This is a genomic window from Holtiella tumoricola (assembly GCF_027857615.1).
GTDB lineage: Bacteria > Bacillota > Clostridia > Lachnospirales > Cellulosilyticaceae > Holtiella > Holtiella tumoricola.
The window spans coordinates 41,790-54,704 of the sequence record NZ_JAQIFT010000033.1; the positions used below are offsets into that span (position 1 = coordinate 41,790).

Annotated in this window: 13 protein-coding genes; 8 read left to right on the forward strand and 5 right to left on the reverse strand. The window is 38.6% G+C overall.

Annotated features, from left to right (window positions below):
- Positions 1-44: 44 nt before the first annotated feature.
- Positions 45-356, reverse strand: a complete 312-nt coding sequence (locus PBV87_RS07785) for a 4-oxalocrotonate tautomerase (RefSeq protein ID WP_271011762.1) — start codon at positions 354-356, stop codon at positions 45-47.
- Between the two features lie 291 nt (positions 357-647).
- On the opposite strand from PBV87_RS07785, the gene PBV87_RS07790 reads away from it, so the two are divergent.
- A complete protein-coding gene (locus PBV87_RS07790) occupies positions 648-1,550 on the forward strand; it encodes an AraC family transcriptional regulator (RefSeq protein WP_271011763.1) in 903 nt (300 codons plus the stop codon).
- 394 nt (positions 1,551-1,944) lie between these two features.
- On the opposite strand, the gene PBV87_RS07795 is transcribed toward PBV87_RS07790, so the two are convergent.
- Positions 1,945-3,162 carry a sensor histidine kinase gene (locus PBV87_RS07795; protein ID WP_271011764.1) on the reverse strand — a complete coding sequence of 406 codons (1,218 nt, stop codon included), beginning with the start codon at positions 3,160-3,162 and terminating at the stop codon, positions 1,945-1,947.
- The gene (locus tag PBV87_RS07800) at positions 3,159-3,836 is read right to left on the reverse strand and encodes a response regulator transcription factor (RefSeq protein ID WP_271011765.1); all 678 of its coding nucleotides are present in this window, start codon (positions 3,834-3,836) and stop codon (positions 3,159-3,161) included. The genes PBV87_RS07795 and PBV87_RS07800 overlap by 4 nt, the downstream gene beginning before the upstream one ends.
- A gap of 297 nt (positions 3,837-4,133) precedes the next feature.
- On the opposite strand from PBV87_RS07800, the gene PBV87_RS07805 reads away from it, so the two are divergent.
- From PBV87_RS07805 to PBV87_RS07820, 4 genes are all read left to right on the forward strand, one after another.
- On the forward strand, positions 4,134-4,247 hold the full coding sequence (locus tag PBV87_RS07805; protein ID WP_465221118.1) for a CD1871A family CXXC motif-containing protein: 114 nt from the start codon (positions 4,134-4,136) through the stop codon (positions 4,245-4,247).
- Between the two features lie 7 nt (positions 4,248-4,254).
- Positions 4,255-5,184, forward strand: coding sequence for a 4Fe-4S binding protein (locus tag PBV87_RS07810; protein ID WP_465221119.1), 930 nt, complete (start codon positions 4,255-4,257; stop codon positions 5,182-5,184).
- Complete coding sequence (locus tag PBV87_RS07815; protein WP_271011767.1) at positions 5,171-6,061, forward strand: TlpA family protein disulfide reductase; 891 nt, start codon at positions 5,171-5,173, stop codon at positions 6,059-6,061. The genes PBV87_RS07810 and PBV87_RS07815 overlap by 14 nt, the downstream gene beginning before the upstream one ends.
- A 350-nt stretch (positions 6,062-6,411) precedes the next feature.
- A complete protein-coding gene (locus tag PBV87_RS07820; RefSeq protein WP_271011768.1) occupies positions 6,412-6,912 on the forward strand; it encodes a CPBP family intramembrane glutamic endopeptidase in 501 nt (166 codons plus the stop codon).
- Between the two features lie 614 nt (positions 6,913-7,526).
- Here the strand turns inward: PBV87_RS07820 and rbr are convergent.
- Together rbr and PBV87_RS07830 are read right to left on the reverse strand one after the other, a co-directional pair.
- Entirely contained in the window at positions 7,527-9,566 is a 2,040-nt protein-coding gene (gene rbr, locus PBV87_RS07825; protein WP_271011769.1) for a rubrerythrin, read from the reverse strand.
- A gap of 548 nt (positions 9,567-10,114) precedes the next feature.
- On the reverse strand, positions 10,115-10,342 hold the full coding sequence (locus PBV87_RS07830; protein ID WP_271011770.1) for a hypothetical protein: 228 nt from the start codon (positions 10,340-10,342) through the stop codon (positions 10,115-10,117).
- Positions 10,343-10,590: 248 nt separating this feature from the next.
- Between PBV87_RS07830 and PBV87_RS07835 the strand changes: the two genes are divergently transcribed.
- The 3 genes from PBV87_RS07835 to PBV87_RS07845 all read left to right on the forward strand — a co-directional run bounded on the left by PBV87_RS07835 (position 10,591) and on the right by PBV87_RS07845 (position 12,879).
- On the forward strand, positions 10,591-11,061 hold the full coding sequence (locus PBV87_RS07835; protein ID WP_271011771.1) for a hypothetical protein: 471 nt from the start codon (positions 10,591-10,593) through the stop codon (positions 11,059-11,061).
- Positions 11,062-11,070: 9 nt separating this feature from the next.
- Positions 11,071-12,087: a DUF3885 domain-containing protein gene (locus tag PBV87_RS07840; protein ID WP_271011772.1), complete on the forward strand. Its 1,017-nt coding sequence runs from the start codon at positions 11,071-11,073 to the stop codon at positions 12,085-12,087.
- Between the two features lie 255 nt (positions 12,088-12,342).
- On the forward strand, positions 12,343-12,879 hold the full coding sequence (locus PBV87_RS07845; protein WP_271011773.1) for a DUF3841 domain-containing protein: 537 nt from the start codon (positions 12,343-12,345) through the stop codon (positions 12,877-12,879).
- Positions 12,880-12,915: the final 36 nt, after the last annotated feature.

Genomic DNA, 12,915 nt, shown 5'->3' on the forward strand with positions numbered 1-12,915 from the left:
ATAAAAATGGAGAGGGTGACACGCTTCACTCTCTCCATTACCTACTATTCATTAATTTGTTCTTGTGCTTCAATTACATCCAGTGCCTTGGTAATAAGGTCTGTAATAAATGCCTTTTGTGTAAGCTGGGGTGTACTGTCCACATGCTTTTTAATTCTTGCGAAGAGTTCCTCGCTGATTTGCAGTGCCAGTGTTCTTGTCTGTGCCATCGGTTTCATCTCCTTTATTTCATAGTATTCGGTTATCAGCTGCTCTACATATTGACTTAGGGTAAGTGTGCTTTTCTCTTTTTCTGCACATATTTTTTGGTGCAAGGCAAGTGGAATCTGAGCGCATAGATTTTTGGTTTCTGCCATATTCTTTTCCTCCCATTCTTTATTTTTTGCAAGCAAAGCATACCCTAAAGTACAAGGAATAGCTATACCAAATACCAACAAGAAATGAAGTTAATTTGCAGTAATGACAACTTGGACTTCATCCTCAAAATCGTTTAGCCAATGCTTGTATAAAGTCGGTGACATTGACTTGGTTTTTATGTTAAACTTACAAAAGTATAAATTATATCTTTCATCTACTTAACAGAGCATACACAGTCAAGCGAAGTTTTGCGTAACTATGGTATCCTATGGTCAAAGGAGGTGCTTATTATGCACGCATGGGAACAAATACAAGAAACCATAGAATTTATTGAAGATCATTTAAACGAAGATATCAACATTGACAACCTAGCAAAAACAGCGATGTTGTCACCATTTTATTACCAGAGACTCTTTAGCCGCTTGGTGAAAAAACCTGTGGCAGAGTATATCAAACTGCGCCGTATGGCAAAGGCAACCGAGGCACTATTGCAAGAGAATCAGCGTATTTTAGATATAGCCTTAGAGCTTGGTTTTTCCTCTCACGAACACTTTACCCGCACCTTTAAGGATACCTTTGGAATGACCCCCGCTGAATACCGAAGCAATCCCCAACCCCTTAACCGTATGACAAAACCAGAGCTTTTGTTACATTACACCTTGATAGATGAGGGTGTGCCTCTTATTACTAATGGCATTGTACTTGAGGTGAACAGGCGACAACTCACACAACCCATCCATTTTATTGGCCTTGAGAAAAAGATGCCAGTTCAGTTTGTTGAAGGTCTTGGTACAGAATCCGGCATCGATCCTTTAGACACACTTTGGAGAAATTTCCACACCAAAAAGGCATCTGAGCTTTTGCTCGGGGATGATGACCAAGAGATTGGCGTTTCATATCCTTCAACAGATGCTGGACATTTTATCTATTTTGCGGGAGCAGAGGTAAATGAGTTGGGAACTCAGGACGGTTATGCGAGCTGGGTACTACCGCTGGGTGATTATGTTGTCTGCACCTTCGAGGCAGAGAATTTCGAAGCTCTTGTGATGGATGCTCTATATAAAGCACAGCAATATCTCTTTGGAACGTGGCTCCCAAGTCATAAGCTGCAAACAGAGCCATTCTGTGCAGAGCGTTATGCCAGTCATACACCTCAGACCACCAGCATGGAAATTTGGTTAAAGATATTGTAAAAAATGTTGGGTGATATGTTTCATCACCCAACATTTTTTGTGTTCTACACCCCAACTTGAATAAAGATAGTCCCTCTATTTTTTAAGGTATGTAGTATAAAAACACATTGCTATAATTAAATTAAGGGTATAGCAAAAATCTAATTTTAAAAGAGATTCTTATGGATAAAAATTTTACAATAAAGCAAATTGGCATAATCTGTACTGATGATAATGGGTTTCGCATCGAACTTTCATCCGAATTCTGGAAGGCGATCCAGTCATTTATGCAAAATTCATCGAAAGTGTATATGTTATAAATATTTATGACGATTGAAGCGCATCACCTGTCTCAAAAATCTTCACATCATCATCCTTCAAAAAGTCTTTGAGCAGTTCCCGGATATTCTGTTCATCATCTGCCATATATATGATTTTGCCCATGTTGCGTTTCTCCTGACATGCAACGGGCACAGATATCTTTACAATGGAGACCCAACAGAAAGCTCAGCTCAATTTGTGTTCCCTGTGATGAGCTTTGAAGGATATAAACATCGCCACCATGCTGCCGGGCGATTTCTCGTACAAGCGCCAAGCCAAGGCCCGCACCTCCCATAGCGCGGCTTCTTGACTTATCTACTCTGAAAAACGGTTCGAATATCTGCTCCCAGTCATTTTTATCAATTCCTGCCCCCGTATCAGAGACAATTACCCTCGCATATTCATCATTCTCTTTAATTTCAACCAAGACCTCGCCACCTTGATGGTTATATTTAATTGCGTTTTCGATCAGATTATAGATTGCTCTGTATATCAGCGTATCACTGCCCGTAATCTGAGCGTCGCCCGGCTTCTGCGTAATTCTCACGCCCTTTTTATCTCCGACAGCCACTAAATCGCAGATAACTTCTTCGGTCAGCTCTGCAAGTGAGATATGATCGCTTCTTTTTGCTGACTGAAGCTCGGTCATTTCCAAAAGGATGTCTATTACATGGGATAAGCGGTCAGTCTGCGTCCTAACCATACTTATTACCTCTTGATAGTCATCATTTACGGGGTTCTTGTTTTTTTCAAACACCTCAACTTTGGTCTGCATAACCGCAAGCGGGGTGCGCAGTTCGTGCGCAGCATTAGCAGAAAACTGCCTCTGTGCAGAGAAGGCATCGTTGAGCCTTTTAAGCATTCCGTTAAAGGCATCGGTAAGACGTATAATTTCGATAGAACCGCTCTTTAAATCAATGGGCTGTTGCATATTTTTCGCCTGAATATCCTCGATCTGTCTGCCAAGCTTCTGCAACGGGCATAGCGCGTATCCTACGATAAAGTATATCAGGGCGCTACTTATCAGGGTAATAATTGACGTTATGAGTAGACTCTTCCCCAAAAATTCTACCTGTGTGTTCTTAACCTTATCAGAAAGGTTGGCCGTCGTATCAAGATATAATTCAATATCTCCTGAGGAGTCCTCCGAAAATAGTTCCTTTGGGAATATTGTTATTACCGAATCCTCGATTTCATCCATATACAGTATGGTGGATTTACTTATGAAGTAGCTAAGGGAAAGACAGGACACAATTATCAGAAGTGCAGTCATTAATGTTAGCTTCCACTGAAGCGAGAGCCTTTCCTTCATTCAGACACTCCCCCTATCAGGTATCCCTGTCCGCTGCGATTAGTAATCGGATCATATCCCAAGGTCGCCCTCAACTTCTTGCGAAGCGATGAAATATGCACACGAATCGAATTGCTGAAACTGTCGACGCTTCCGTCCCATACATGCTGTATAAGCTCTTCTTGGCTTACCGGACGCTCCTGATGAAGCATAAGATACTCCAAAAGCCCGAGCTCTTTTCGCGTAAGTGACAGCTCTATCCCCCTTGCAAACATGGTGCGTGCCTTTGTATCAAGTGAAAGTTCTCCGCACTCGAGGATAAGATTATTCTGAACGACACGCCTTCGCGTGAGGCTTCGCACGCGAGCCTCGAGCTCTTCAAAATGAAAGGGCTTACAGAGGTAATCGTTCGCTCCTCCATCGAGTCCGTCTATTTTGTCCTGAAGCTGGCCTCTTGCAGAAAGTATAAGTATGCTAGTTTCTGTGTCCTTCATGCGGATATTTTGAAGTACCTTCATTCCATCCATTCCCGGAAGATTCAAATCCAATATTACAAGATCATAACTCTCCGACAGTATCATGTCCCAAGCATCTTCCCCGTCGAAGCAGGTATCCACCTCATACCCATCAAGCCGCAGGCCCTTTGCAATTGTCTCGCAAAGGGTCTTTTCGTCCTCGACTACCAATATTCTCATATTCAATATACACTCCTTTCGTTGTACTCTATTTTTCCTTACCGCCGGAAAAGCACTCGGCAAATTGCAGAAAAACTTCTTGTATCTAAAACCAAGTTTTCAAAAATATTATAACATATAGGAAATAAAATTTCTGTTAAATAGATTGTAGAATTGTTTTTTCTCTTAACAAAAATTTTATACTCGGTCTGCTATACTTCCATTGTCAGCAAAAATCAAATCAAAAAAATAGAGGAGGGATAACAAATGAAGTTTATTGGCAAATATTCAACTCAGGTAAAATTTGCATCGCAACTGATGATGATTGTTACGGCAACTGCCTTTGTGTGTTTAGGTGCATATCGTGGAGAAGTCGAAACTGTGTTTACGAAAGCAATTCGTCTATGTTTGGAGTGTGTCGGAATTGGATAAGGCTAAAGTGAAGAGAAAAAAGAAAGTTTCATTTAAAATTTTTTTTAAAAAAAGGAATACCATTCAGATGTTTGCCATGCTTCTGACAAACATCCATCTGCCAAATTTTCTCAAGGGAAGCTTATACAACGGAAAGGTCAAGCAGGTGTGCGTGCCTGGACTTAACTGCTACTCATGTCCGGCTGCAACGGGAGCATGCCCCATCGGATCTTTTCAGGCCGTGGTGGGTTCCTCCAAATTCAGTTTTTCCTATTATATAACTGGCATATTAATTTTTTTCGGCATAATGCTCGGAAGGTTTATTTGTGGCTTCCTTTGCCCATTCGGATGGTTTCAGGATCTGCTTCATAAGATTCCAACGAAGAAGTTCAGCACCAAAAAGCTTAAGGCTCTGCGCTACATTAAGTACGGTGTTCTCACTATTGCGGTAGTTGCATTACCAATCCTGATTGCAAACAGCGCCGGAATCGGCTCACCGTACTTCTGTAAATACATCTGCCCTCAGGGGATATTGGAAGGCGGCATACCGCTTTCGCTTGTCGACAGCAGCATTAGGGGGACACTAGGGGCTCTCTTTACTTGGAAATTCGGAATACTGGTCGCGATTATAATGCTCAGCGTGCTGTTCTACCGTCCATTCTGCAAATGGCTGTGCCCACTCGGTGCATTCTACGCACTGTTTAATAAGATTTCTCTTCTTAGCTACAATATTGACAAGCACAAATGCGTTTCCTGTGGAAAGTGTAGCAGAACATGCAAAATGGATGTCGACATCACCAAAAACACATCCCACACAGAGTGTATCCGCTGTGGAGAGTGCATAAAGGTGTGCCCAACAAAGGCAATCAGCGTCCACTGGGGAATTGAAAATCCCCTGGAAATAAAGAAAGATAAAATAATAAATCAGATTGGAGAGATAAAAAATGAAAGTAATTAAAAAAATCGTACCCCTATTTATAGTAATAATGATGACAATTTCGTTGGTGGCATGTGGCAACAGTAGTACAGTCAGCTCCCAATCCTCAACAGACGAAACAGAGCAAGCTAAAACCTTCCCGAAATTTCAGGGAACAGATTTTGACGGCAACAGTGTCGATGAATCTCTGTTCAGCAAAAATGAGGTAACTCTTCTTAATTTCTGGTTCAACGGCTGCTCTGCGTGCGTCAATGAAATGCCTGCGCTCGAAGAATTGAACGCTAGGCTCCGTGAAAAAGGTGCTGAACTTGTAGGCATAAACGTCGAAGCTGGTGGAAGCGACAAAGCACTTGCAGAGGCAAAGGAAATCCTTTCAAAACAGGGCGCTACATATAGGAATTTGTTTATCAGCGCTGGAGAAGAAGCAAATGAATATATCGAAAAAATCTTCGCTTTCCCCACGACAGTTATGGTAGACAAGAACGGTAATATCATCGGAAAACCTATTGTAGGAAGCATTGAAGATGAGAAGAAAATAGATGATATCCTTAAGATGGTCGACGATGTGAAAGCTGGAAAAACAGTTTCATATGCTTCTGACGATGACGATAAAATGACAGCACTTATGACAGAGGTAGATAATATCTTCTTAGAACACAAGGATGTTTGGGACAAGGTATTCGACAGCATCAAGAAGAACTTCGACAGCAGCCAGAAAAACAATGTTGAGCAGGCAGATGATACCACCTATGCTGAATACTTAAAAGCTCAGATAGAAACTGTAAAGGATTCCTTTACCGAGGATGAGCTGAGGACTCTTGACAACGACATTAAAAGGATAGACGAAATTGATAAGCAAATTCAGGAATTAGACAGCAATAAAGACAGTAATAAGTAATCGAGAGGTAAGGCATGACTAAAAACAATATAGATGTTAGACAAAAAATCTGGTTTACCCTACTCCCGATATTTGCGATAGGAATACACTTTTTTCCTCAAACATCTTCCTCTATGGTATTTATGACTTATTTCTAAACGTTATGGGCATACCTGACGAGAAGTTTATGAAGTTTTCTTATTTGGCTGAAATGCTTGTATATGTCGTGCTGATACTTATCTTCTTCATCATCTTCAAGCTGGCGTTTAGAAAGGACAAGGATCAAATGAGACTTATTGCCGAATCTTAAGGACTCGGCAATAAGTCTCATCGCAGGTGCAGGAGTTTCAGGAGTTTCTTATCTCTGGATTATGCTGGCTGAAAAAATACCCGCACTTCAGAGAAGTCTTGCCGCAATGGACGCAACAAACAAGGAAATCGAAGGTGGAAGTAGTTTGGGACTCATTCTAATTGTCGTTGTTGCCGCACCTCTCATAGAAGAGATTCTTTTTCGTGGAATAGTATTTCGCTCCATGCGCAAGGTTATCCCTAGATGGTATCCGCTAATATTGTCCGCAGCAATATTCGGAGCCTATCACATGAATATAGTTCAGGCTGTTTACGCTACCTTTATGGGAATAGTCGCTGCAATAATTTACGAGAAGACGAATAACCTTATGTATCCGATTCTCGTACATGTAACAAACAACCTTATCGGTGCGATACAAAGCTTTATCCCTTCGGAGACAGGAGTTTTTATCGTTAATATGTTTTCTCTTTCCATGATTATTCCTATGTTTTATGCAATCTATCGTTTACTTAGATGCAACCTTCCAGAACAAGCATACGCTAAAACACCTATCGACATTTGAAATAGGTTGACAGTAAAGAGAAATTTGTCTGAGCATACAAATTATTATTTATTTGGGAGATTATAAGCAAACCCTTTATCGAGCTGAAACCAGTTCTACTAAAGCTAATCTAAATAATGATCAAACTGAAACTTATCATGAAATTAAGCCGTTGCAACCTTGATGCAACGGCTCCTACTTTTCCTACGTCCTCAAACTGGTCTAGAGTATACTTACAAAAGGATAGTGGACAATATTTAAACAATTTATTATAATAAGTCCCAAAATATTATGCCTATTCAATAGAACTACTTACTATTACGGAGGTAGTTACTCCACCTACACAGTAAAATATACCTAAATTACATAAATAAGGCACTGTACTATTTTATTTAGGACAGTGCCTTTGCTTATTACACCACATCTATCTGCTAGAGTATCATTACAAAATAAGTATTTCTCATAGAGTCCCTAAGTAGAGCTGCCAAAGCTACTTTCGAAAACTATGAAAATATGGCAACCTCGCTATTTCATAATAACAAGTTTTCCATATTTTTTGAAATTAAGAGTAATTTAAGCAAATACTAATTTAGTCTTACTAAGGTCTGGCTCATAATCTCACAGATAAACTGGAATTAATAGTTTTCTTTTCTCACTTCAAAGAAAGCTTTTGGATGTTTACATACGGGGCAAACTTCTGGTGCCTCAAGTCCAACAACAATATGTCCACAGTTGCGACACTCCCACATTGTAACACCACTCTTTTTAAATACTTCCATTACCTCAATGTTATGAAGTAATGCACGGTATCTTTCTTCATGATGTTTTTCAATGGCACCTACTGCCCTGAATTGAGCTGCTAATTCTGTGAAGCCTTCTTCCTCGGCTTCTTTAGCCATTCTATCATACATATCTGTCCATTCTGCATTTTCACCTTCTGCTGCATGTAGAAGATTTTCAGGAGTATCTCCCAACTCACCAAGAGCTTTAAACCAAAGCTTTGCATGTTCTTTTTCATTTTCTGCAGTCTGTAAAAATAAGGCTGCAATCTGCTCATATCCAGCTTTCTTTGCTACAGCTGCAAAGTATGTATATTTATTTCTAGCCTGCGATTCACCTGCAAAAGCTTCCCAAAGATTTTTCTCTGTCTTTGTTCCTGCATATTTACTTTTGGCAAGGGAAGACTCATCTTTCTTTAAAACAGAAGCCGGTTGCTTACAGATCGGACATTGTTCCGGTGTTTGCTCTCCCTCATAAACATATCCGCATACACTACATATCCATTTGTTCATTTTGTTCTCTCCTTTTTGTTTTAATATTTTACTTTTATCCTCATATGAGGTGTGTAACATTTCTTCAGCTAATTCACTAAGTGGCTCTCCATAAAACTCTTCATAGATTCTTTTGATATCCGGATTTTCATGACTTTTTCTGATAGTCATTGCTTCATCTTTGGTATAAAGACTTTGAATTCTTGCCTTTCTAACCTCATCCTTATCCTTCAAAAGGTCCTTTGGCTGACCTCCTCCACCTATACATCCACCAGGACATGTCATTACCTCTATAAAGTGGTAATGCTTTTCACCTTTTTTAATCTGATCAATTACTTTGCCAGCATTGGCAGTTCCATATATTACAGCAATATTTACATCCAAATCACCAATTTTTAGGCTAGCCTCTTTAACACCTTCATAACCTCTTACTGGCACTAAATTAAAAAGCTGCTCTGGAGATTTTTCTTTTGTAATAAATTCATATGCACTTCGAAGTGCTGCCTCCATAACACCACCGGTATTACCAAAGATAACGGCTGCTCCTGATGCTTCTCCCATAAAATCATCATAATTACTATCGGCAAGATCACCTAAATCGATACCTTCTTCTTTTGCCCACCTTGCAAGTTCTCTTGTGGTAATAACATAATCCATATCACGAAGGCCTTCGATACCAAGATATCTCGAAGCTGCATTCATTTCTTCTCTTCGGATTTCATACTTCTTAGCAGTGCATGGTGTAAGTGCAACATTAACAATGCTTTGCGGATTAAGACCTTTCTTATTTGCAAAATAGGTTTTAATGGTTGGTCCTTGCATACCGATTGGACTTTTGGCTGTAGAAAGGTTTGACATCATCTCCGGATAATATGTTTCAACATATTTAACCCATGCAGGGCAACAACTGGTAAATTGCGGAAGTGGTGCAGTATTTTGCGTAACTCTTTCAACTAGTTCACTGGCTTCTTCAACAATTGTTAAATCGGCTGCAAAGTTGGTGTCAAGGACAAAATCAACACCAAGTTTTCTAAGTAGTGCCACCATCTTTTCCTGAACAAAGCTGCCAGCTGACATGCCAAACTCTTCGCCAAGTGCAACTCTTACGGATGGGGATGTGCTAACAATGACGACTTTTTCCGGATTATTTATGGCTTCCTTTACGTAGTGATATTCATACTTTTCAGTAATGCTATCTACCGGACATACATTTGCACACTGCCCACAATTTATGCACACTACTTGTCCATCGGTCTGTTCAAAAGTATATGTGCCATGTACACCTATTTGATTGGTACATATCTCTTTGCACATTCCACATTTGATACATTTCTCTTCTAGACGAACAATACTGGGATTGTCTTCCTCAATGGGAACTCTTACATTAAGTGGTAAATGATTCATAAAATTAACCTCCTATAAATAGTATTTTCATTTGTTTTACCAATTTCTTGCTACCGTTTTGAAAAATATTCCTCAGTATGTATATAGAATAATTTTACTACGGCAAAACAGATTTTTCAACAAAAAATACGAACAGAAGAAAGGACATTCCTATGAGAATGAAAATCCTATCACCATTTTTATACAAGGTTACTCTTCCTATTTGGGGTCTATAACAAGCAAAGGAACTATACTGTATGAATAGTATAATTCCTTATTGCGTTATTAGCTGTATTTTACCATGTAGGTAAAACGTACCTACCAATGGAAGCTGGACAAACAAATATCTTATTCAAAAACTTTCGGCTTTATGATTAATTCAAAATTTTCAAAGTTCAATAGACATTCCATATATCCACACCTTTCTTCACACTGACAGTAATTAACCAATTATCAATATGCCACACTTTAAACCAACAAATCAAAAATTGAAAAAAACTTTTTTAGCTCTCTTCTCCTTTATAACAGCGATAATTGAATAAATAGCATATATTTTCATAATTATCTAATTAATCTTCATCAACTGCTATAAGTGTTCCAGTAAGCGTTTTATTACTACCCGTGTCGTTATTCGTTACACCTGAAATTATATATTTATATGTATTTCCATTTTTTAAACCTTTTACTCTTACAGTCAACTCATCATTATCTTTCTCAGTAATCTTAGTTGTATCATAACTTCCATATGTTGTACTTCGAACTAAAAAATTATTGCATTCTAAATTGAGCCAATGCACTCTTATCGGTGCATTAGCTCCTGATTTACCTATAATCCAAGTATAGTCCAGAGTATCCTTGCAAAAGGACGGTGAACGAGAGTTTTGTTTTCATATTGCTTACCCTTTCCATTGTTCACAATTTGAGAGTTGAAGCCTTTATCTTCTAATGTTAAAATAATAAGAATACAACCTTACAAATTACTTAAAAATGATAATTCATGAGTTTAATACTTATAAATTAAATTACATAACTGGTGGTGATTATTTTGAGTAAAGAGTTTGAAATACAAGGGTGCATAGAGGTGCCGATAAGTCTATCTGAAGATGAATTTTTCAAAGAATTTATTGGCTTTATTGAATCTAAAAACTGGACATTTGGCGGGGGTATAAATGAAATTATTGATGGATTTTATATAAATGCTGATGGTACAAAGGGGAAATATGTGCTTGAGGATATGTTCGATAACATACATGATAACCTAACAAATGAGTTGTTTGAGTTACATTCTTTAGCCTCATTGATATATTTGATAAATGCAGGACGTGAACTTGAATTTTCCTACAATGATGTAAAATGCTTTATTTCAAAAAGCGGATCTACCAAGACAGTTTCTCTGTGGATATCCGAGGATGAGCAGGCATATGACAATATCGAAGACCTAATTGAAAATGCGATGATATGCAATCAACCTCTTGTTCATATATTCCATGCTACTACATTAGAAACTCTTTTTTAGGAGGTTGCTATGATAATAACAGAAACAACGTTTGAGATTTCTTGGTCAAATTTTTGCTGGATTGATTCTTCTGCAGATAATCAGGAAGATTTATGCCTACACGGCAATGTTACAGTTACCATTGAGGATACTCAATTAAGTTACTCATGCTGTACAAGTGCTGCAGCACTTCAGATGCTTAGAACTCTAACGCAGGATCATAAAATCACTCCTTATGAGCAAATGCTTCCTTGTTGTGGTCACAGTTTATTTGCATCTGACGATTTGAGTAAAGTAACAGTTAGTGGCTGTGATAATGGTATTGATTATTTAGTGATCCATAAGGAAAATACAGTGGTTATTGAAACAGAAGACGGAATCCTCTACACGGTTTCATTGCCGAAATACCGAGCTAAAGTTTTGAAATTTGCAAGAGCTGTTGAGAAATTTTATCTCCAATGCTCACCTAAGATTTTGCCAACTGAACCTTATGAAAAGGACGGATATCTTGCTTTTTGGAACGAATGGACGCAGCATATGTTTCGGGCTATGCATTTGTACGAAAACCAGCTGCTAAACCGAGCGCTACTGTCTACCCACTACCGTAATGAGTGGGAGTTAGATGGTGGTAGGCCATATGATGCTTCTCAAAATGTAAGAAAAGAATATATCGGTGCTTGCTTACAGATTGCTGTAAATCTCTACATACAGCAACATTTTACTAACAATTTAGCTGTCATTTATGACGATAAATACAATTGTGCAGTAAAAAACGAAAAAGAATTTATTGAGTCCTGCCTTACATCAATCGAAAGCCAAAGCTACCCCTTTCATTGGGTGGATGAAGAAGAAACCTATTACGGCACAAGACATATATGGAAAGCCAACCGAATTGATATTGAAACACTTTTTCGTAAAATAATTATCTCTGATTTAGGTGATAATACAGAACTTGATTGTTCTGTTTATATCGTAGATCTTGAAACCGGAACTGTATTTTTCTTATACGACGATAGAGGTATGGATATCTTTTACGAATTAAGTTAATCATATTTAATTTTAGAGCCACTGCACTTTGCATTTGCAGTGGCTCTTGCTTTACCTATAGACCCAAAATAGTCCAGAGTATCCTTGCAAAAGGACGGCGAAATACTTCCTTGCGACTGTTTAATGGATTATGGTATAATTCAGTTAATAAAACTACTATATAACAGTTTTAAGAAAAAGTAGTAACGTCAAAATGGTTGGGTACAACTCATTTAAATTGTATAAATAGAATACTATATTTGGTGGTGGTATATCATGATTTTGTGGACAATTCAACATCTGAAAGCCTATGAGAAGCTGTGCGAAACAGGAACCCTTAGAGCAGATGCAAAGCATCTTATCTTTAATGGCGAATTCACGGAAGCCTATCGTTGGATGGCTGAGCAAATGACAGAACGTATTGGAACTGCACCAAATGGCATTGTTTTTCCTGTGTGGGCATGGTACCAATGGGAGGGACAACGAAAAAGACCGGATATGAGATTTCATAGTCGTGGTTGGGGCGAAAAAGGAACACCAATTGTACTTTTAACAATCGATGTTCCTGAGAATCTTGTTCTGCTGTCGGACTTTGATTACTGGCATATTGTTTTAAGTGACGGGGATTTGATTTTCCCTTATTCCGAAACAGCTTGTTATTCCAAAGAGAAGAAAAGAAACAGTTGGAAAAATATATTTGATATTACGTGTTCCTTTGATAGCGAGGAACATAGCCAACTCTCTACACAAGCAACCCTCTGGGAAATCAAAAAGGAATGGGTAATCAAAGCCGAGCATTTTACATCTCGATGAATTCCCCATTTGGCGGAGGAAATTATGGTAAACTTG

Coding starts and splice junctions, on each gene's coding strand:
- PBV87_RS07815 (WP_271011767.1), top strand. CDS start 5,171: ATGAAAGTAATTAAAAAAATCGTACCCCTATTTATAGTAATAATGATG.
- PBV87_RS07790 (WP_271011763.1), top strand. CDS start 648: ATGCACGCATGGGAACAAATACAAGAAACCATAGAATTTATTGAAGAT.
- PBV87_RS07795 (WP_271011764.1), bottom strand. CDS start 3,162: ATGAAGGAAAGGCTCTCGCTTCAGTGGAAGCTAACATTAATGACTGCA.
- PBV87_RS07800 (WP_271011765.1), bottom strand. CDS start 3,836: ATGAGAATATTGGTAGTCGAGGACGAAAAGACCCTTTGCGAGACAATT.
- PBV87_RS07845 (WP_271011773.1), top strand. CDS start 12,343: ATGATTTTGTGGACAATTCAACATCTGAAAGCCTATGAGAAGCTGTGC.
- PBV87_RS07840 (WP_271011772.1), top strand. CDS start 11,071: ATGATAATAACAGAAACAACGTTTGAGATTTCTTGGTCAAATTTTTGC.
- PBV87_RS07785 (WP_271011762.1), bottom strand. CDS start 356: ATGGCAGAAACCAAAAATCTATGCGCTCAGATTCCACTTGCCTTGCAC.
- PBV87_RS07820 (WP_271011768.1), top strand. CDS start 6,412: ATGCTGGCTGAAAAAATACCCGCACTTCAGAGAAGTCTTGCCGCAATG.
- PBV87_RS07805 (WP_465221118.1), top strand. CDS start 4,134: ATGATGATTGTTACGGCAACTGCCTTTGTGTGTTTAGGTGCATATCGT.
- rbr (WP_271011769.1), bottom strand. CDS start 9,566: ATGAATCATTTACCACTTAATGTAAGAGTTCCCATTGAGGAAGACAAT.